At 37.3% G+C, this 21,291-nt stretch carries 19 protein-coding genes; 12 read left to right on the top strand and 7 right to left on the bottom strand.

The genetic code is table 11. From position 1 onward, the window contains the following. Position 1 precedes the first annotated feature (1 nt). Both BGM26_RS16945 and BGM26_RS16940 read left to right on the top strand, forming a co-directional pair. Entirely contained in the window at positions 2-268 is a 267-nt protein-coding gene (locus BGM26_RS16945) for a phosphocarrier protein HPr (RefSeq protein ID WP_217041287.1), read from the top strand. Between the two features lie 794 nt (positions 269-1,062). Beyond that, a complete protein-coding gene (locus tag BGM26_RS16940) occupies positions 1,063-2,748 on the top strand; it encodes a methyl-accepting chemotaxis protein (RefSeq protein ID WP_217041286.1) in 1,686 nt (561 codons plus the stop codon). Between the two features lie 203 nt (positions 2,749-2,951). On the opposite strand, the gene BGM26_RS16935 is transcribed toward BGM26_RS16940, so the two are convergent. The 3 genes from BGM26_RS16935 to BGM26_RS16925 form a co-directional block, all read right to left on the bottom strand. Continuing rightward, positions 2,952-3,680 (bottom strand): amino acid ABC transporter ATP-binding protein, encoded by a 729-nt coding sequence (locus BGM26_RS16935; protein WP_254119671.1) that lies wholly within the window; start codon positions 3,678-3,680, stop codon positions 2,952-2,954. Further along, positions 3,677-4,321: an amino acid ABC transporter permease gene (locus BGM26_RS16930; protein WP_217041283.1), complete on the bottom strand. Its 645-nt coding sequence runs from the start codon at positions 4,319-4,321 to the stop codon at positions 3,677-3,679. The genes BGM26_RS16935 and BGM26_RS16930 overlap by 4 nt, the downstream gene beginning before the upstream one ends. 116 nt (positions 4,322-4,437) lie before the next feature. Further along, positions 4,438-5,229 carry a transporter substrate-binding domain-containing protein gene (locus tag BGM26_RS16925; RefSeq protein ID WP_217041281.1) on the bottom strand — a complete coding sequence of 264 codons (792 nt, stop codon included), beginning with the start codon at positions 5,227-5,229 and terminating at the stop codon, positions 4,438-4,440. 502 nt (positions 5,230-5,731) lie between these two features. Between BGM26_RS16925 and BGM26_RS16920 the strand changes: the two genes are divergently transcribed. From BGM26_RS16920 to BGM26_RS16885, 8 genes are all read left to right on the top strand, one after another. Next, positions 5,732-6,937: a branched-chain amino acid ABC transporter substrate-binding protein gene (locus tag BGM26_RS16920; RefSeq protein ID WP_217041279.1), complete on the top strand. Its 1,206-nt coding sequence runs from the start codon at positions 5,732-5,734 to the stop codon at positions 6,935-6,937. Positions 6,938-7,058: 121 nt separating this feature from the next. Continuing rightward, the gene (locus BGM26_RS16915) at positions 7,059-8,045 is read left to right on the top strand and encodes a branched-chain amino acid ABC transporter permease (RefSeq protein WP_217041277.1); all 987 of its coding nucleotides are present in this window, start codon (positions 7,059-7,061) and stop codon (positions 8,043-8,045) included. Between the two features lie 9 nt (positions 8,046-8,054). Next, a complete protein-coding gene (locus BGM26_RS16910; protein ID WP_217041275.1) occupies positions 8,055-9,356 on the top strand; it encodes a branched-chain amino acid ABC transporter permease in 1,302 nt (433 codons plus the stop codon). Between the two features lie 4 nt (positions 9,357-9,360). After that, positions 9,361-10,137 carry an ABC transporter ATP-binding protein gene (locus BGM26_RS16905; RefSeq protein ID WP_217041273.1) on the top strand — a complete coding sequence of 259 codons (777 nt, stop codon included), beginning with the start codon at positions 9,361-9,363 and terminating at the stop codon, positions 10,135-10,137. An 11-nt stretch (positions 10,138-10,148) separates the two neighbouring features. Continuing rightward, positions 10,149-10,850: an ABC transporter ATP-binding protein gene (locus BGM26_RS16900; protein ID WP_217041271.1), complete on the top strand. Its 702-nt coding sequence runs from the start codon at positions 10,149-10,151 to the stop codon at positions 10,848-10,850. Positions 10,851-11,263: 413 nt separating this feature from the next. After that, positions 11,264-12,073: an amino acid ABC transporter substrate-binding protein gene (locus BGM26_RS16895; RefSeq protein WP_217041269.1), complete on the top strand. Its 810-nt coding sequence runs from the start codon at positions 11,264-11,266 to the stop codon at positions 12,071-12,073. A 159-nt stretch (positions 12,074-12,232) separates the two neighbouring features. After that, a complete protein-coding gene (locus BGM26_RS16890; RefSeq protein ID WP_217041267.1) occupies positions 12,233-12,892 on the top strand; it encodes an amino acid ABC transporter permease in 660 nt (219 codons plus the stop codon). Between the two features lie 15 nt (positions 12,893-12,907). After that, complete coding sequence (locus BGM26_RS16885) at positions 12,908-13,654, top strand: amino acid ABC transporter ATP-binding protein (RefSeq protein ID WP_217041265.1); 747 nt, start codon at positions 12,908-12,910, stop codon at positions 13,652-13,654. A 668-nt stretch (positions 13,655-14,322) separates the two neighbouring features. On the opposite strand, the gene BGM26_RS16880 is transcribed toward BGM26_RS16885, so the two are convergent. The 4 genes from BGM26_RS16880 to BGM26_RS16870 all read right to left on the bottom strand — a co-directional run bounded on the left by BGM26_RS16880 (position 14,323) and on the right by BGM26_RS16870 (position 19,776). Beyond that, positions 14,323-14,997: an SOS response-associated peptidase gene (locus BGM26_RS16880; protein WP_217041263.1), complete on the bottom strand. Its 675-nt coding sequence runs from the start codon at positions 14,995-14,997 to the stop codon at positions 14,323-14,325. 74 nt (positions 14,998-15,071) lie between these two features. Continuing rightward, positions 15,072-15,551 carry a CBO0543 family protein gene (locus BGM26_RS21590; RefSeq protein ID WP_254119667.1) on the bottom strand — a complete coding sequence of 160 codons (480 nt, stop codon included), beginning with the start codon at positions 15,549-15,551 and terminating at the stop codon, positions 15,072-15,074. A gap of 1,285 nt (positions 15,552-16,836) precedes the next feature. Then, positions 16,837-18,507 carry a sensor domain-containing protein gene (locus tag BGM26_RS16875; RefSeq protein ID WP_217041261.1) on the bottom strand — a complete coding sequence of 557 codons (1,671 nt, stop codon included), beginning with the start codon at positions 18,505-18,507 and terminating at the stop codon, positions 16,837-16,839. Positions 18,508-18,825: 318 nt separating this feature from the next. Continuing rightward, positions 18,826-19,776 (bottom strand): urea transporter, encoded by a 951-nt coding sequence (locus tag BGM26_RS16870; protein ID WP_217041257.1) that lies wholly within the window; start codon positions 19,774-19,776, stop codon positions 18,826-18,828. Positions 19,777-20,312: 536 nt separating this feature from the next. Here BGM26_RS16870 and BGM26_RS16865 point away from each other — a divergent pair. Next, the gene (locus tag BGM26_RS16865) at positions 20,313-20,585 is read left to right on the top strand and encodes a tyrosine-type recombinase/integrase (protein WP_367949354.1); all 273 of its coding nucleotides are present in this window, start codon (positions 20,313-20,315) and stop codon (positions 20,583-20,585) included. 340 nt (positions 20,586-20,925) lie between these two features. Further along, complete coding sequence (locus BGM26_RS16860; protein ID WP_217041253.1) at positions 20,926-21,243, top strand: hypothetical protein; 318 nt, start codon at positions 20,926-20,928, stop codon at positions 21,241-21,243. The last annotated feature ends 48 nt before the right edge of the window (positions 21,244-21,291 follow it).

The following is a 21,291-nucleotide window of genomic DNA, read 5'->3' as shown; positions in this document are numbered from 1 at the left end:
CATGGCAGAAAAAACATTTACAATTATTGATGAGACTGGCATTCATGCCCGTCCGGCAACTGTTTTAGTTCAAGCAGCATCGAAATTTGAAGCAGAGGTAAACCTTGAGTATAAGGGGAGAAGCGTAAACTTAAAATCTATTATGGGCGTTATGTCTCTTGGAATTCCAAAGGGTGCAGAAATTAAAATCGTATCTACTGGAACAGATGAAAATGAAGCAATCGCTGCTCTTTCTGAAGTAATCACAAAACAGAACTTAGGCGAATAAAAAATATTTTGTCCTAACGAAAATCTAGGATTAGTCCTCACTACATAAAGGTAGCGAGGACTAATCCTTTTTGTATGGAAAAGAAAACCTAGCAAAATATATTTTTGGAATTCATCATCCGATGGCTTCTATTTATATGTCCTATATGTCGGAGCATGTGAAAAAAATGAATTTTCTTAATAGGCTCGAAACATGTCGCAATATCGCATAATTTTATTGACAATTCAACCTTTTAAAATTATTATGTAAATGGTTAAAAGATAATAGGTAATTTAGTGTAAAACATCAATATAAAGGAAATCTAATTGAAAGATGAGGGTACAAAGCTATGAATCTGCTTCTCCAATTACCTACTCAACTATGATTGTCATACTGCCTAGTAGTTTTTTTATAATAAAGTGGTGGTTGTTCTATTTTATCGGAAACAGCCATTTTTTTATTTGGCTGTATTCTAATAGATTGTTGCTTTTATCAACATTGAAAACGGTGAGTGGATTGAAGCGGAAGGCACTTGACTCCTGCGGGAGATAGAGGAAAGGTCGAGACCCCGCAGACGGAACGTCGAGGAGGCTCGACTTCCTCCCCGCGGAAAGCAAGTGCCTGTAGCGGAAAGGAACGGTCATTGTTTATTCCCGATAACAACATACTTTTCGAACACAGCGTTTTTTGTTTATAGCAAAAGGCAAAGATTTAGGGTGGTAGTACAAAATGAAAAATGAATTCACAAAATCCCTTTTCAAATCAGTTGGGAAAATTAATGAAGCGAACAAATTATTAAGAATGGGGTACTATGAATGAAAATTACAATTGGAAAAAAATTAATGGCAGGATTCTTAAGCGTCGCCATTCTTCTTGGAGCGATTAGTTCTATATCGTATTACAATTTACAGAAGGTAGACAAGTCATTTTCCAATTTAGTTGATCGTCAGGCAGCTGTTTTATTAAATGCAAAGAGTATGCAAACTAGTGCTTCATTAGAAGTCAGTGGTTTAAGAGGTGTCTTATTACAGGAAGTAGGTTCTGCATTTGTTGTTGAAAGCTCTATTACCGAACTTGATAATAATATCCAAAATACGTTCAACCTGGTTCAAAGTCAAAAGCATAAAGATTTGCTAACAAAACTTGAAACATTGAACAAAGAATTTAAAATACAATCAGATGAAGTCGTTAAGTTGATGGATTCCAATAAATTAGAAGCCCAGCGAATCGCCTTCCAGGAAGTCATTCCATTAGCAAGAGAAATAAGAGATCTAGCAGACAAAATTGCACTAGACCAAGCAAAATATATGCAGGAAGGAAGTAAAGATAGCTCTATATTGGTCAAAAATGTTATTAAAACGATCCTTATCCTAAGCGTAATTTCTTTTGTTTTGGCCATTTTTATCGGAATAGCAATTACTAGAATGATTACAATACCCATTTTTTCTTTGGAAAAAGTGGCAGGGGCAATTGCATCCGGAGATCTCACTCAAGAGGATATTAAGGTGAAAAATCGTGATGAATTGAGGAATCTGGCGGAAGCCTTTAACAAAATGAAGATGAACCTTCGCGATTTGATTCGTGAAGTTAGCTTAGATGTAGAACGAGTAGCAGTTACTTCTAAAGAGCTTTCGTCAGGTGCTGAACAGACTAGTAGAGCGACAGAACAAATTACAATCGCTATACAAGAGGTGGCATTAGGGTCAGAAAAGCAAGTTACTAATGCTACAGAGGCTAATCAAGCGGTAGCTGAAATTTCAAATGGTATGAATCAGGCAGCGGCCTCTATTCAATCCGTTGCAGATTTAACGATGATTGCAAACGATAAGGCAACCGTTGGAAATACAGTGGTCAACAAGACTGTTGAACAAATCAATCTTGTACAAAATTCCGTCAGTGAAACCGGTGAAGTTGTTAACGCCCTTGGTGAAAAGTCGGGGGAAATTGGGCGAATTGTTGAATTGATTACCAAGATTGCTAATCAAACGAATCTATTAGCTTTAAATGCTGCGATAGAAGCTGCACGGGCAGGAGAACATGGTCGAGGGTTTGCTGTAGTCGCAGATGAAGTACGAATGTTAGCTGAACAATCTGGTGATGCAGCCAGGCAAATTCGTGATATCATCCAAGAGGTCCAAGCAGAAGCGGAGAAAGCTGTTCTATCTATGAATCATGGTGCATCCATCGTCGAAGAGGGAATTAATATGGTTCATCAGACGGGTGAAGCCTTTAGAGATATTGTACAGTCAATTGAACAGGTAACTGCTGAAGCCCAGGAGGTTTCCGCTATCGTAGAACAAGTTAATTCAAGCTCACAAAATATGGTAGCAACGATGGAAGGTGTAGCCAACATTGCTGAAAAATCGGCAGGGAATACACAGAACGTGGCAACTTCGACAGAGGAACAAAATGCCTTAATGGAGGAAATAGCTTCTTCCGCTGAAGCTTTAAGTAAAATGGCTCAAAACCTACAAGAAGCTATAAGTAATTTCAAAGTATAGTTAATTGAATTCCTAGAAAATAGATAGAGTTAGCATTTTCTAGTATCAAAATTTACTGCAATCCCATGTATTTTCTATATGAAAAATCCCCAACAAATTTAAGATTTATAGAAATACTAAGGCACTAACAATAAAATTGTTAGTGCCTCATCCTGTTACTGTAGACTAGCGGGCATTGGAGAATACAGCCCGTTCTATACTTATTATAAAACTTTACTTAAAAATGCGATTGTTCGTTCATGCTGCGGGTTACCGAATAATTCATTCGGTTCATTTTCTTCCACGATGTAACCACCATCCATGAAAATCACCCGATCACCAACTTCACGAGCAAATCCCATTTCATGTGTGACAACTACCATGGTCATTCCCTCTTTAGCAAGTTGCTTCATTACCTCTAACACATCCCCGACCATCTCAGGATCGAGTGCTGATGTCGGCTCATCAAAAAGCATGATTTTTGGCTTCATTGCCAAGGCCCTAGCAATCGCAACACGCTGTTTCTGCCCACCAGATAATTCCCCTGGATAGCTGGTGGCCTTTTCTTTAAGTCCTACTTTATCAAGTAGCTCTAATGCCATTTTTTGAGCCGCATCTTTTTCCATCGCATGAATCTTTATTGGTCCGAGGGTTATGTTTTCCAATACTGTTTTATGAGGAAAAAGGTTGAACTGTTGAAAAACCATCCCAACATCTTGTCTCACTTTATTAATATTAATTTTTGCGTCAGTAATATCGTGACCGTTAATGATTACTTGGCCACCAGTAATATCTTCAAGACGATTCATGCAGCGTAAAAATGTACTTTTCCCAGATCCGGAAGGGCCTATTACACAAACTACTTCTTTCTCTTTGATTTCTGCATTAATATCTTTTAATACTTCTACATGCCCAAATGATTTTTTTAGATTTTTCACTTGTATAATACTCATCGCAGTTTAAATCTCCTTTCGAGGAAACTAGCAAGCAAGGAAATTAAATAAATAACAACAAAATAAATGACACCAACAGCAAGCCAAATATTAAAATGCTCGAAAGTAGCCGCGGATTGAATCTGACCTTGCTGTGTTAAATCGGCAATTCCAATAATAGATAGAAGCGAAGTATCCTTTAAACTAATAATTGATTGGTTTGTGATCGTAGGAAGCATTCTTCTAAATGCTTGGGGCAGTACAATAAAACGCATGGCTTGAGAGCCAGTTAAACCAATTGATCTTGCTGCTTCGGTTTGTCCCTTATCAATAGATTGTATTCCTGCTCTTATGATTTCAGAAAAATAGGCACCCGCATTAATAGCAACGGTAATGATACCAGCAGTAGTCCTATCAAATGAGATAAATTCAAAGGAATTTAATCCGAAATAAATAAAAAATAACTGAACAATGAATGGCGTTCCACGAATGGCATCAACAAAAATCTTTGCAATCCAATTTAGGATTTTTAGTGGTGATAGTCTTAATAACGCTACAACTAAACCAATTAAAAAACCTAGTATTATTGCTATTACAAAGATATAAATGGTTACTTGTAGCCCCTTCAATAAATAAGGCAAGACTGAAATAATTGTATCCACTGACGTCATCTCCTTTCATACAGAAGGCGCGCTAGTAGCGCGCCTTAAAGGTCTGCATTTTGAAATAAATTTAGTTTTTAACTACTACTCTTGCATTCTGTAATTGCAAAGCTCGATTATTCACCAAGATATGTTTTTAGTATTTCATCATATTTTCCATTTGCCTTAAGTTCCGCAAGTCCTTTATCGATTTTTTCTAACAAATCCTGATTTTTTCCTTTTAATACAGCTATGCCGTATTGATCGCCATTCAGACGGTCACCAACTATTTTTAATCCAAGGTCCTTTTGCGCAATAGCGTATGCGATAACAGGATAATCTTCGATTAGAACATCCGCATTCCCATTCGCTACTTCTTGGAACATGGCTGGGCTATCATTAAATTGAACTACTTCAAATCCTTTGCTATCAGCATTATCCTGGGCAAATGTAGCACCTGAAGTCCCTTTTTTAACAGCCACGGTTTTCCCTTTTAAATCATCCAATGTATTTATCTCACTATTATCCTTTTTAGCAACCAATGTTATACCTGCATCAAAATACGGCTCTGAGAAATCTACGATTTTTTTTCTTTCATCGGTTATGCTCATTCCGGCAATTCCTATATCCAGCTGGTTAGCTTGCATTGCTGGGATAATACCACCGAAGTCCATCGGATTTAAATCGATCTTAAAGCCTTGATTTTCAGCAATTGCATTAATTAATTCAATATCGATTCCTTTATATTGTCCGCCCTCTTCGAATTCAAAAGGAGGATAAGTTGTATCAACGCCAACTTTATATACCTTTCCGTCATCACTTGCTCCACCTGTACTTTTGCTAGTGTCACTTGTACTCTTGTCTGTGCCACATGCTGCTAAAAGTAGGCCGATAATCAAAAACAAACTAAGTAAGCCAAATTTCTTCATTCAAATCACTCCATTTTCAGATTATTAATAATTAGCGTGCAATTAACAATATAACACAAATCTATTTAAATAAAAATATTATTCTTCAAAAGAAATAGGAATATTATACCGTTATATTGCCCTATAAGTTATACGGGGGAATGGAAATTTGATAAAAAAATTAGGTATTATGACATGTTTATGACTGAATATTCTAAATGGTTGTCTAAAAAAAGATTGTTTTATAGATGAATATATCATATAATTCTAAATAGATAAAATTTTCAGAATAAATTCCTTGTAAGGGGGGTGATTTTTGATAATATTTTATAGAGTACACTACCTATTTACATATGATTAGGTAGGGGAAATTACGATTAGCAGCTAGATCTTATGACTTACATTTCAAACCGAAATTCAAAAAATAAAGCAAATAATATGTCCTACTTTTTGTTGCAAGTAAATATATATATATAGGGCTTGTATATTAAATTAAATTAAATAGAAAATAGGGAGGGTCAACATGAAGTTTAAAAAATCTTTAGCATTATTGTTAACGGGTGGTTTAATGGCAGGTATTTTAGCTGGCTGTGGTAGTGAAAAGTCGGAAACAACAGAAAGCACGGGTGAGCAAAAGGGTTCGACCGTTATTAAAATCGCTACACAGTCACCGCTTTCAGGTGGAGCTGCAACGATTGGGGAAGCAATCAAACTTGGAGCTCAACTTAATTTAGATGAGCAAAAAGACAAGTTTAAAGAAATGGGCTTTGAGCTTCAGCTCGTCCCTTTTGATGACCAAGCCGACCCGAAAAAAGGAGTAGCGAATGCGCAATTAATCGGCTCCGATAAAGACATACTTGCCATTGTCGGTCATTTCAACTCAGGTGTTGCCATCCCTTCTTCAGAAGTATATGAAAAATATGCCATTCCAATGGTGTCACCGGCTGTCTCAGCGACAGATGTAACAGATCGCGGATTGAAAACAGTGAACCGAATCTGTGCACGTGATGACTTCCAAGGTCCGGCAGGCGCTGAATTTGCGGTGAATACATTAAATGCGAAAAAGATATTCATCATTCAAGATAAAACGGCATACGGATCTGGCCTAGCTGAAGCGTTCAAAAAAGCAGCAGAAGAAAAAGGAGCGGATATTCTAGGCTTTGAGGGAATTACGGTAGGTGAAAAAGATTTCAACGGCGTTCTAAACCAAGTTCTTTCCAAGAAGCCAGATTTAGTCTATTTCGGCGGTTTATATTCGGAAGCAGGATTGTTGATTAAACAAGCCCGTGAAAAAGGGATCGATATTCCGTTCGTAGGTGGGGATGGAATGGATTCTTCCACACTTGTTGAAATTGCTGGAGATGCGATTAAAAACACGTACATTACTTCTCTAGCAGGTGACTCTACAAAAACAGAAGAAGGTCAAAAGTTTATCGATAAATATAAAGCTACCTTTAATAAAAACACGGAATCTTATTCTGTGTATGGCTATGATACGATGGGCCTTATTTTAAAAGGAATTGAAGATGCGATTAAGGCAAATGACAATAAATTGCCAAGTCGTGAGCAAGTGAGAGATACGATCCGTGGCGTGAAAAACTACGAAGGAGTATTAACGAAAGCGAGCTTTAATGATATAGGGGATAATGAATTTGCTAAAGTGTTTATTTATAGCTTCAAAGAAGCGGCCTATCCTGCTGAATCCGTAGGTGAGGTCGGGCTAGAATAAGTGATGACCTAAAGAAGGGTATCCCCCTCTTAATGGGGGATATACCCTCTTTTTTAGATAGTTAAAGTTTAATAGAGTAATCCCAATGTTCAATTATCCAATTAGGACAAGGAGGTAACGTATGCTGAACGAAGTAATACAAACAATCCCGCAAGTCTTGATTGATGGTCTTACGTTAGGAACGGTGTATGCCGTCATTGCTTTAGGGTACACAATGGTTTATGGAATATTGGAATTAATCAACTTTGCACATGGTGAGATCTTTATGACAGGTGCTTTTATTGGTACAGCAATATTAATCGTTTTGACGGGAATCGGATGGGTTTCAGCGGTGCCGGCAATTATAATGCTAATAACTGTGCTTTTATTAACTGCTATCCTGACTGGTTTAATTGGGATGGGGATTGAACGAGTAGCCTATCGACCTTTGCGAAATGCACCTAGACTAATCCCTCTAATCACAGCGATCGGTATTTCTTTTTTATTACAAGATATTGTGAGATTTATAGCTGAATTAAAAAAAGGGAACTTTATCGTCACAGGGCCTAGTCTTTTTACAGATCAACTATTGATTAAAGCTTCCTCTATAAGCTCCACTTTTAACGATGCTTCGATTAAAACATCATTTGTGATTGTGCTAGTCACAGCGGTTATCATGATGGTTGGCCTTGATTTATTCGTCAATCGCACAAAATGGGGAATGGCGATGCGTGCTGTCGCACAAGATCGGGAGACTGCTTCCTTAATGTCAGTCAATGTAAATAAGGTTATTTCTATTACTTTTTTTATTGGATCCGCTCTTGGCGGAGCAACAGGGGTCCTATTTGCCGTACAATACGGAACGATTGACCCTTATATTGGGTTTATTCTTGGGTTAAAGGCATTTACAGCAGCGGTATTAGGCGGCATTGGAAATATCCGGGGTGCCATGCTGGGTGGTTTACTGCTTGGCGTAATGGAAATGTTTGCATCAGCCAATTTAACATTATTAACTGGTGGCGTATTTGGTGCTGAATACAAAGATGTATTTGCATTTGCAATCCTAATCATTGTGTTACTTTTCAAACCAGAGGGCCTGCTCGGCAAACCGGTCGCAGAGAAAGTGTAGGTGAGAAGAATGAAAACTCTATGGAATAAATATAAACAAAACAAATTCGCGCATGGAATCTTTCTTCTAATTTACATCGGTGTTACATCACTAAGTTTATTTATGGCACAACGATCAGTTACCGCGTTTCTACTATTATTATCTTCTCTGTTACTACTATATTTTACAAATTTCAAAAATCTCACGAAATGGTTGATTGCGGGAATTGTACTTGTATTTTTACTGCCGTTCACTGCTAGCAATGGAGATGCTTATCAATCTTATATGGAAGTGGCTACACTTGTTGGAATCTATATTTCGATGGCACTTGGATTAAATATTGTCGTTGGGATGGCCGGTCTTCTTGATTTGGGATTTGTCGCATTCTTTGCTGTTGGCGCATACACATATGGTATTTTTGCAACAGCCCAAGCATCGAAATTCATGCCATTTGGGACTTTCCCGCTTTCAGGAGAGAGCTTTTGGATCTTTATCTTAATTGGCTGCTTAGTCGCTGCATTGTTTGGCGTTCTCCTTGGCATACCAGTCCTTCGGGTGAAAGGCGATTATTTAGCCATTGTTACGTTAGGATTTGGCGAGATTATTAGGATTATTTTTAATAACCTTGACCGCCCGATTAATATTACAAACGGTGCAATGGGAATTCCCTCTGTTACACCACCCCGCCTGTTCGGAATCGATTTTCTTTTTCCAAGCCAATTTTATTACATTGTACTTGCCATATTATTATTCACGATTTTTACCGTTCGTCGTTTTGAGTATTCAAAAATCGGCCGTTCATGGAAAGCGGTTAGGGAAAATGAAATCGCGGCTCAAGCGATGGGTGTCCCGTTAGTTCGAACAAAATTAATGGCATTTGCGATCGGTGCTTCCTTCTCGGGGATGATGGGTGTCGTCTTCGCTGCCAAACAAGCATTTGTCGATCCTACAAGCTTCACACTACTTGAGTCAATTACGATTTTAGTCATGGTCCTCTTAGGGGGAATGGGCAGTGTCCCGGGTGTTGTTCTCGGTGCAGCCGTTATGACCATTCTAAATCTACAGGTCCTAACTGAAGTTTCAAATTGGTTGAATCAACTAAGTTTGTCTGGGGTAATTTCAATTCCAGATGCGCTCTCTCCGGCTAAAATGCAAAGATTAATATTCGGCTTGCTGTTAATTTCATTTGCTTTATATAGACCCAAAGGACTCTTGCCAGCAAAAAATCGCGTCTATGATGAGAAAGCCTTACAAGAAGGAAGCGGTCAAGCTAGTTTAGGTATTGCACCTGAACTCCAGCAAAATGAGAATCTTAAAGCGAAGGAGGTGTAGTTAAATGTCTATTTTAGAGGTGCAAAATCTCACGAAAACATTTGGCGGTCTTACCGCGAATCAGGATATTTCGATGACAGTTGAAAAAAACTCAATTACAGCAGTTATCGGACCGAATGGAGCCGGAAAAACTACCTTCTTTAATATGATTACAGGTGTGTATCAGCCAACTTCTGGGGTAATTTTGCTTGAAAATGAAAAAGTAAACGGGTTAAAGCCCGATGAGGTTTCCAAAAAAGGGATATCGCGAACCTTTCAAAATATTCGCTTGTTTAATGAAATGTCCGTGCTTGAAAACGTTCTTGTTGGTATGCACACACATTTGAAAGCGGGACTTATGGGGATTTTATTTAATCTTCCTGCCATTCGGAAGGAAGAGAAAGATTCGGAAATTAAAGCGTATCAATTATTGGAATATGTTGGACTAGCCTCTTTGTTAAATGAAAAAGCATGCAATCTAAGCTACGGTGCCCAAAGAAGACTGGAAATTGCGAGGGCCCTTGCAGCAAGTCCAAAGGTCCTCTTATTAGACGAGCCTGCAGCTGGGATGAATCCAAAAGAGACAACGGATCTAACTCAGCTTATTCAAAGAATGAGACATGAATTCAATCTAACCGTTATCTTAATTGAACATGATATGAAGCTTGTGATGGAGATATCTGAACATATCTTTGTATTGGACCATGGTGAAAAAATTGCAGAAGGAAAGCCAGAAGACATTAGAAATAACCCGAAGGTCATCGAAGCATACCTAGGATCAGGAGCTGTTCAGGCGGGATAGGGGGACAAAATATGCTGCAAATAAAAAATGTTGAAACCTACTATGGCGGGATACAGGCCTTAAAGGGGATTGACGTTTCAGTGGATAAAGGAGAAATCGTCACGCTTATCGGCAGTAATGGTGCTGGTAAATCAACTACTCTAAAATCGATAAGCGGATTGGCGAAAGTAAAGACTGGGAATATCATCTATAATGGAACGGAAATTTCAAACAAGCCTGCCCATGAAACGACCTTGTTGGGAATTGCTCATGTTCCCGAGGGCAGGAGAATTTTTCCGAGACTTACGGTTAAGGAAAATTTAATCATGGGTGCATTCTCTGTGAAAAATAAAAATGTGATTAATGAAAGAATGGAAAGGGCATTTCGATATTTCCCTAAACTCAAAGATCGCCTCGAGCAAAAGGGCGGTACGATGAGCGGTGGGGAACAGCAGATGCTTGCGATTGGGCGAGCTTTGATGATGGAACCGGATTTATTAATGTTAGACGAGCCTTCAATGGGACTTGCTCCCATCATTGTGGAACAAATTTTTGAAATCATCAAAGAACTGAATCAAGAAGGGATAACCATCTTACTTGTCGAACAAAATGCCTATCAAGCACTGCAAATTGCACATAGGGGCTATGTTATTCAAACAGGAGAAATTAAACTTCAAGGAAACGGCAATGACTTGATTAAGAATGAAGAAGTTCGTGAAGCCTATTTGGCGTAAAAGTAAATTAATAAGATATGTCCTATGTGGGCACTTTAAAGTATCGAGACAAAAGGGAAATAAATGGGCCTTCATATTATTTTAGTTAATCTATTAATAAACGCTTAGATATCATAACTATCTAAGCGTTTATTTTTTTGTGGGGGAAAATAGCCATCTACAGAACTAATTTGTTTTTGTGGAATCTAGGCTTTTTCCGCCTAATGTATCAATTATGATTTCCTTTGGAAAAATTAGCGTACTATAGACTGCTATAAATCCATCTTGTAGAAAAATAGAATAGCTGATTAGCAGATGTTTAATAGAATAAAAATACTTTATTGTGGTTCTCAACCTTCGAAAGTTATGTTATCATAATAACATGGTAACGTACTAAAGCGAAATTACACTTAGATAAAGGGGTTTTTTTCAATATGAAACGTCTAGCAATTACTATTCTAGTACTCGCAGCATTAACTATGCTTTTTACAGGATGCTCCAAATCAGGAGAGAAAGAAAATACGTCGGGATCCAAATCAGAGGAAATAGAAAAGAAGGATACGTTGGTCATAGGTGTGGATGATAAATTTGCACCAATGGGATTCCGGGATGAGAATAATGAACTTGTTGGTTTTGATATTGAATATGCTAAAGCAGCTGTCGAAAAAATGGGGAAAACAGCAAAGTTCCAACCGATTGATTGGAAAACAAAAGAAACAGAACTAAAAAGTGGCCGAATTGATCTCATTTGGAATGGATATACGATAACTGATAAGCGTAAAGAGATGGTTCTTTTCACTAAGCCTTATTTAAAAAATGCACAAGTCATAGCCACCCTGGCTAAATCAGATATTTCGAAACTTGATGATTTAGAGGGCAAAGTTGTTGGCCTTCAGTCTCTTTCTTCAGCTGCAGATGCCTTGAATGAAAATCCTGTCAATTCCAAGATCAAGTCAGTTACAGAGTTTGCTGACAATGTTCTTGCCTTAACTGACCTAAAGACAGGCCGTTTGGATGCAGTTGTCATTGATGAGGTTGTCATTAATTATTATATGTCTAAAGAGAAGGGTGTCTTTAAAGTACTCGATGAATCACTCGAACCGGAAGAATATGGGGTAGGTGTGAAAAAAGGAAACGAGAAACTGCTTGAGCAGCTTCAAAAAGCACTTGATGAGATAAATGAAGATGGTACAGCCGCTAAAATCTCGCAAAAATGGTTTGGTGAAGATAAGGTATTAAAGTAAATGGTTATTGTTGATTTATAAATATGTTGATTGGAGCGAAGCACCTGGAGCGCAAATCAACAGACTCGTTTAACACAGTCAAAATAAATAAAGTGAACAAATATAAGGCAAACAGGATTTCCTTTGGAAACCCTGTTTTGTTTTTGGAGGAATCCTTTCATGTCTTTAGATTATATTAATTCAATACTTAAGCCTATGCTTGAAGGGGCACAAATGACTGTCATATTATTTTTGATTGCCATTGTGGTGTCGATTCCGCTGGGCTTCGTACTCACACTTGCTGTGAAAAGCAGCATCAAACCTATATCCTGGCTCGCTCAAGCTTACATCTATTTGATGCGCGGAACACCGCTGTTGTTGCAGCTTCTGTTTATCGTATTCGGTCTACCGCTACTTCCTGTAATTGGAGAATATTTGGTTCTGGATCGATTTGTTGCTGCATGTTTAGGCTTTATTTTGAATTATGCGGCCTATTTTGCTGAGATCTTCCGTGGTGGTATTCTGGCGATTGATAAAGGCCAATATGAGGCCTCGCAAGTGCTGGGCTTGAATAAATGGCAAACCACGACGAGGGTTATCCTGCCTCAAATGTTCCGCATCGCACTTCCTTCCGTTGCTAACGAATCGGTGACACTGGTTAAGGATACCGCATTGCTCTATGCTGTTGCCGTACCAGAATTGTTACACTTTGCACAGACAGCTGTGAACCGTGACTTTACGATTGTGCCGTTTTTTGTAGCAGGTATCATTTATCTAATTATGACGCTTTTATTAACCATTTTCTTTAAATGGCTCGAAAAACGTTTCAAATTTAACTAAGAAGGAGTGGTTAATATGGCTCTCATTGAAGTATCCAATCTTAAAAAATCATATGGTGAGTTGGATGTACTAAAACAAATTACTTTTGATGTGAATAAAAACGATGTGGTTGCCGTGATCGGACCTTCCGGCTCTGGAAAAAGCACGATGCTTCGCAGTCTTGTCCATCTCGAGGAAATTGATGGAGGCAGCATAAGTGTTTCCGGCGATAATCTGGTTAAGGATGGAATCTACTCGAAACCGCAGGAGATCAAGCGGATTACCTCTAAAATGGGAATGGTTTTCCAACATTTTAATCTTTTCCCGCACCTCACGGTTAAAGAGAATCTGGAGCTCGCTCCTAGAATGGCCAAGAAGGAGCCAGCCGAAGAAATTGGGCGACACAGCACTGAACTTCTTGAAAAAATTGGGCTCTCTGACCGGGCAACAGCTTACCCTGCAATGCTCTCGGGCGGCCAAAAACAACGAGTAGCTATTGCTAGGGCACTTATGATGAACCCTGAAATCTTGCTGTTTGATGAGCCTACTTCTGCTTTGGATCCGGAATTGACTGGGGAAGTATTGCAAGTAATGAAGCACCTAGCTGAAGAACAAATGACGATGATTGTGGTGACGCATGAGATGGAATTTGCCAAGGAAGTGGCAAATCGGGCTATTTTTATGGATAACGGAGAGATCATCGAATCCGGTCATCCGGCCGAGTTGTTTACGAATCCTCAGCACGAACGTACGAAAGCCTTCTTGAAGCGCAGTTTGAAATAATTAATTGTTATAGGCTGAAATCATATTTATCGCAGATTAAGGGGCAGTAAACCCCTCACTTCCAATTAAAATTGCTGTATTAAGCTGAATGCCTCAACGTTAAATCTTCAATAATATCATTAAATTCAGCAAATAATGTAAACCGACCGAACATAAACGTAACCTTAGTGAATGGATGGATCTATTGAAGCAATTAAGTACGTAGCAATCAAAAGAAGTGAATAACTGAGGGAATGTTACATTGAATGAATCCTTTTCTTTAGAAATAGGAGTACGCAAAAAGACGTCTAAAAGACGTCTTTTTGCGTGTTGTTAATGCGATTGTTTGTTTAAGCCCCTTTTCTTGCTTCTATTTCTGAGCCTTGTTGTTTAGAAAATATTTGATCGATAATTGGGTTAGTTTTGTGCTTTGTATTCTTAACAAATAAAGGATTTATAATAACAAGTGCAAAGATGTTTGCAAGTAATCCCAGAAACCTTCATAAATACCGAATGAATTTCCAGTTGCGTACACCGTAAAGGTTACAATAAGACCAACAATTAATCCGATGATTGTTGCCTCTTCAGCCTTCTAAATTGTCAATATTGATTTAGTAGATAATCAAGAACCTTCATTTCATAAAAAAGTATAGAAAATACTTTTAAGGGTATGTAGTCTCTACTCCCTATTAAATTTGTTGAATTAAACTAGGAGCATTATTCTTTGTTGAATTAACTAATGAAGAAACTTCATAAGCTTCTATTAAATCTTCCGAAAGAGGTTTTAATAAATTACTCAATAAATTGGTATCATGAATGGATGGATCTAACCAAACCTTTTCATCTTCGGGTCTAAGAATCGCAGGCATTCGATCATGTATATCTTTAACAATCTCATTAGGGGTAGTGGTAATAACAGTACAGGTATAAATGGATTTACCTTCAGGTGATTTCCAATGTTCCCACAGGCCAGCCATAGCAAACATTTCATCAGATTTGAGTTTAATTCGCATTGGCGTTTTCGTTTTATCATCATGACGCTTCCATTCGTAGAAACTATCCGCTAATACTAAGCAGCGCTTTTTCTGATAAGCGCTACGATAACTTGGCTTTTCAGTTAAAGTCTCAGCTCGAGCGTTAATCATTTTATAACCGATTTTCGCATCTTTGGCCCAAGGCGGGATTAAGCCCCATCTTAAATAGCCTAATCTGTTTCTGCTCCCATCGTTGATAACAGATAAAACAGAGTGAGAAGGGGCCACATTATAGTTCGGGTTATACAATTCTTCTTGAATGGCTGCCTCAATGTCAAATCGCTCAATAATATCGTTAAATTCAGCATGTAACGTAAACCTTCCGCACATTATCGTCACCTCAGTAATTTGATAAGCTTAGTTTAACAATTATGTAAATAGTACTCCATCATATTGTCTGATCTTTATATAAAGGTCCCTGAGGATTGATTATCTCTCTTGTTGATCAAATACATTAAGGTCCTGACAAAAATCATTATAAAAAAAGTGCTTAAAAAAGTGTGAATCCATGTCCATGTAAGATATTCAATTAAATTGGTATATTTCTCTAATATAACCTCCGTAATCGTTAAAGCGGCGGAGTACAATACACATTGTAGAATAATGTTTACAAATCTAGAATGATAAGTTGTTTGATAAAAATAAATACAGACAACTGGAAGGAGAATATATTCATAAAGAATACTGGATTTGAAGTATTCACTTAAAAATCTTACCGGATATTTCAGCATTTCGTTTTCTACAACAAGATTACCAATAAACGTTGAAAAATAAGCCTTTATTAAAAAGACTAAAATCCAGTCCTTGATGAAAGGTTTTCTCAAACCAAAAATTATTAGAACAATTCCAATAATAAACAATGCCCATAAAATGATTCTATCCATAAGAGAAATCCGCCTTCTCTGTACTCTATGTTTGTTTATTTGACAGTCATGTTTTCGTTATCCCTAGTGCTTTTCGGCCCCAAAGGATTCGTTTGACAAGCTCTATTGGGTGTTTTTTGATTTTGGCTATTTTCGCATATATTGTTGTTTTAGCCTTCAAAGTTTGCCCGTTGATTCCGCTATGGATACTTGCTTTCCGCGGGGAGGGACGGGAGCCTCCTCGGCGTTACCGCCTGTGGGGTCTTCCGCTTCCCTCTATTCCCGCAGGATACTGAATTTACATCCTTGAATCTGCCCACGCACGAAGGAAATGCGATAGCATTTTCGAGGAGTCAAGACCCTCCGCTCCAATCAACTAGGATTATTAAATAAAAATCACATTATAAAAGCAACAAACTTTACGAAAACAGCCTTGATTTTAGATAGGAATAAACTCCCAAGTAATTAGAATGGATCCAGAAATATTTACATAAAATCAAATATTAGTACTAGTCTCCACGTATTTCGTTCCTAAATGTAATTCAATATATTTGGTAAATATGCCCTTCAGACGGTGGATATCATTGGAGAAAATGATCCCATAATTTAACACTCCTCACTAAATTACAATCAAAAGATCCAGCAGGAGTATCACTGTTTTTTAATGGTATTATGAGCAAAATTACTTGTAATTACTCATAATTGGTCAAGTTTGGTCCAAACCAGGATATGCAGCTAGGATTTACAGAAGTAAGTAAGGAAATGAAATTAAGATTAGGTAAGTATTTAATTGATATTATTGAATCTAAAAATAACATCCATATATTAACATGGGCTAGGAAAGATTTAAAAAACTTAAATGTGAATATTTTACCCCAAAGGATTTAACTTGAAATTTACTTTCAATATCAAATAAAAGATAAAAGCCATTTCCGATAAATTCGGAAATGGCTTTATAGCTATGCTTATCTAAGTATGGAGAATAGGGGGATCGAACCTTTGACCTTGTCGCTGCTGGCGTAGCGCTCTACCGCTGTATCCAGTTTCACTACCTCATTTATCTACAAAAGTGTTGAATTCAATTTACATATTGAGTTCCACATTACCCATGTTTATTTTAATAACGTCAATAATTGTGCCTAACATCGTTTTATTTTTTCAATTGGTTAAACATTCAAATTTTTTTCGCCCAATGGAGAGATATAATACCATCTTCTTTTTCCTATATTATTCCACTTAGCATAGTCCCTGTCTAAAAGAACTTTCGCCTTTTCGAGATTCTTTTCAAATCGTACATATTGACAATTTAATTAAAGTGGAATAATTGGAAGGAGTTCCTTCCTGACTTTTTAGCCTCATACATCGCTAAATCGGCACTTTTCAGTATAGAGGATACAGTTGCCTCAATGGATGAAACTAGAGAAATCCCTATACTAGCGGTAACGTCTAACGTAGTGTGCTTGATTGACCATGGCATTTCCATGGCACGCAGGATCTTAATCGCAGTTTCCTTTACATTTTCTTCTGTCTCTACTTCTGGTAATAGGAGGACGAATTCGTCACCACCAAGACGTGCAGTAATAGCATCTTTACGTGTGTTTTCACATAATCTTCTACCAAATTCCTCGATTACGCAGTCACCTATTTCATGGCCGAATTGATCATTTATACTTTTGAAATGATCGATATCAAGAAGAAAAACCGCAAAACTCTTCCCCTTCCTCCGAAAATGATCCAATTCCGTTAGTAGCCGGTCTGTGAAAAAGCGACGATTGGGCAAGTTCGTCAGAGAATCATGGTACGCAAAATATTCAAGTTGCTCCTCATGCTTTTTTTGTAGCGTGATATCACGAACAATCATTACCATATGTTTAAATTTATTCCGCTCGTCATAAACGGGGGTGGCTTTCAATTCAGACCAAAGCCATCCATTCAACTTATGTTTTATCCTCAAACGTAAACTGCATGTTTTTGCTTCTCGAAGTGCTTGCATGAAGTTCTGTTCCAAGCGGGACAAATCCTCGGGATGAACGTTCCATAACGCTGGTTTTCCAATATATTCAGTCGAATCGTACCCGTAGACTTGGTTACTTGAAGGGGAGATGTAGAGATACTCCTGCTTGTCATCTATTAGCACAATGACATCCTGGGCATTTTCTGCAATGATCCGAAAATGTTTTTCACTTTCAACGAGTTTATTGCTCATATCTTCCAGTTCTCTCAAATCCTTCACAATTGCATAAATACCTACGATTTCATCCCGTACTTCAATCGGTGTGAAGTTAACTAGACAGCTGATACTTACGCCTGATTTTCCAAGAAAGATTGTTCGATAGTCATTAGAGCCTTGCTCCAATGCTTGTTGAAATGATTTAATGGCAGAAGTGGAGTCACTTGGATCGAGGAATTGAAAAAGCGCTCTACCTTTCATTTCATCTAGCGAATAGCCGCTTATTTTTTCAACACCCGTATTTCCGCTCAGAATAATTCCACTTAGATCGGTCGTAAAGACGGCATCCGTATTATTTTCGAACAAAGAGCGGTAACGTGATTTGCTTTCAACAAGCTTATTCCACGAATCTTCACTTTCCAATTGTGCGATTCTTTCATTTGTCACGTCTTTCACAACACCAATAATATATGTGTATGCACCTTTCTCGTCGAATAAGGGTGTCAACCTAGCCTTTGAAAATCTGATTCCTGATGGAGATTTATAGGAGTCTTCATAAGTTGTCGATTTGTTGGTTTTCAACACTTTTCCATATTCATCGTTCAATAAAGCGCTAAGCTCTGCATCATGCACTGCACTAAATCTTTTGCCGATTGCATTCTGATCCAAGTTGGTTTTCTCAATAACCACGTGATTAAAATACGCATAGGTAAAGGTAGAATCTTCTTCAACTTTCACGATAAACACCATATCCACGAGTACTTCTACCAAAGCAGTATCAAAAGGCAATATAGTTTCTACGACCATTTATAATTTCCCTTCTCTTAAAACAATTATAAGTTTTCAGAAAAAATATTCATAAATTAAAATATATCATCTTTAAAGTATTTTTAAAACATTGTAGTAAAGGAATATTAAGTTTTAAGTACTGCTCATTAATTAAGGCCTCATAACGTTCCGGATTTTACTCTGAATAATTCAAGCTAAACATAGCCAAATAATTTTCTAATCATAAATATCAAAATCTCGTATATTTTTCAAATGGGAAAGCGAGTGTGGAATTACTTTTGCAGTTGTGTTTGAATTTTGGATCTAATGACTTCTCTTTTGAAAATCTTTTTTTTGTTACAGTCTAGGTAGAGCTTTCCTTGCACCCAGGAGAATCCATGTGCTGAGAACAAAAGGCATGGTCAAAGCTGGAAGTCCATATGGTAAAAGCAAAGTAGACATACCTGCCATAAGTAGTACTGTCAAACAAGCAGCAATGATACCTGGTAATATCGCAACCTGATGATGGTCTGTATTAAATACTTTAGATACTGCTAAAGTGGCTAATATCCCGTTATATCCATAAAGACCCATAAAAATCAATGTGTTTTCTCCCCCTAACCAGTAGGCAGTTAACAAAGCAACCAAATTCCCTACTATAGCCAAGTAGCCAATTTTCCATCCGGCCCAAAAAACTGCAATAAAAATCAGAACTCCCGATAAAGTATTATCCAGAAAAAAGATTTGCCCAATTCCATCAACACTTCCATCCAGCCAATCTACTTTTTCCTCTAAGCTTAGTTTTTCAAGGGATTTAGTTATACTTTGAGGCTCTAGTTTAGGATTTAATATAAAAATTTTTAATCGGTAAGAAGCAAGTAGCATTAACCATGTCAGTATGATAAAAGGGAGTGTAAGAAATGGAATATTCGTCATTTTCTTAACGTACATCATAGTAGCTGTAAAGATCCCTGCTATGGCAGAAGCAACGAGTGCAATTACCCACTGATAAGGTCCGCTTAAATACAAACTAAGCGCAATTCCTGTTAGCACTGAATTACATCCGAAGACACCTTGATTCAGACTCTTTTCATCTACACCTCCTAATTTTCCGGTTAGAGTACCTATTAACGCTGATAACAGGGTCATGGTTCCCACAAAATAAGAGTCAATCGTAATAGCTATTAATATAATGAATCCAGTGACAGCATTTTCAATCAATATAACTTGAGAGATTGATTTAAATAAAGCTGACATGAAGGGAAAAATCATCCCCACCATTAATGACTTACTTTTGTTATTTTTCATTACAATTTTACCCTTCTATAGTGTTTATTAGAATTCGATACAACCGATTCTTTTCAGAGTTATGAATCCCCCATTAATCTATGACCCATAGCTTCTTAACATAAGAAAATATTGTATATAGATTAGCGATGGATGTTTGAGAGTTTCGCTACTTGTAAGCCCATGTATCCTTCCTAAACAAGACAAATGGCTGCCACACGCTTGGGAATATTTTCATTTTCTCCTATCGGTCATGATAAGAGCAGTATGGACAATAAAGGCGTATATTTAAACAAAAGCAAAAGGATTATTAAAAGAGAAGTTATTACCTCACATTTCCCCATTTGATTGGTGACATATCAACTTACTTGGGGAATATACATTTGAATTGGAAAAGGTCTTACCTTAAATGAATTACTTACGTTAAAAAAATATATAGATATGTCTTATTTCCCTGTAGTGTTGGGGAAAACAGTTTTTATTCTCCATTTATTGTCTGAAAAATGGTTACCAAGAAATGTATTGAGAATTTTTATAATCAAATGAGGCAAGCCAAAGTGCCACGTATAAGTTTTCATGATCTAAGACATACTCATACGACTTTGCTTTTACTAAACGGAGGCAACCCTAAAAATGTGCTGGAATGTTTGGGGCATGAAGATATTTCGACTACACAAACGATTTACTCTCATGTTTTACCGGGAATGCAACAGGCGGCGGATCAACTAAAGGAGTTCATGAAATTAAAACAGGATGGTTGGACAAAGGACGGATTTTTGAGAACGGTTTGTGAACGTTTCGGGGAAGTTTTTAAGAAAGTGGTAGTATAAAGGAATACAACAATAAGAAAAACCCTTGCGACGCAAGGGTTTTCGTGTATGGAGAATAGGGGGCTCGAACCCCTGACCTCTACGCTGCCATAGTTCGAAGGGGGATTTTCTTAATTTCAAATATGATAGGTAAGACCATCATTTATTAAAAACGTTGATATATTAAGGTTTTATTAGATTTCAAATATGATAGGTTATACCTGATATATCGAATGGCACTTTTTCGGCACTAAATGAGGCACTGCCTTGGCACTAATTATGGCACCAAAAAAGTCCTTTAAAAGGTTGATATGGCAAGCTTCTAGACATTATCAATTTATAAAAGAGGAGTGGAACAAAATTGGATTACTATAATTTTGGAAGGTATCTAAATTACCTAATAAAGCAAATACGTGATGAAAAACACTTTATTATTAAGGATTCTGAGAATGTATCAATTTTAGTAGATGAATTAATTGAAGAATTACAAAATATGAAAAAAAGCAGTGAAAATACCACAAGTGAAATAATTACTCACCATAGCAACACACGGATTCAAGAGAAGCTACACAAGCTATTTTTTCAACAACAGGAGATTAATTTTAGAAAGCAAAATATCAGGAATTATAAGAATGAGATTTTTAGCATTAATGGATTTTTTAAAGAGGAATGGGAGTAATAAGGAAGAAGCCGACATTAAATTGTCGGCTTCTCTGTTTTTTTAGTA

Origin of the sequence: Bacillus sp. FJAT-29790 (assembly GCF_019039215.1) — a bacterium.
In the GTDB taxonomy this organism is placed as follows: Bacteria; Bacillota; Bacilli; order Bacillales; family Cytobacillaceae; genus Cytobacillus.
Note: the sequence above shows the minus strand (reverse complement) of the source record. Positions and strands in the feature narration are given on the sequence as shown.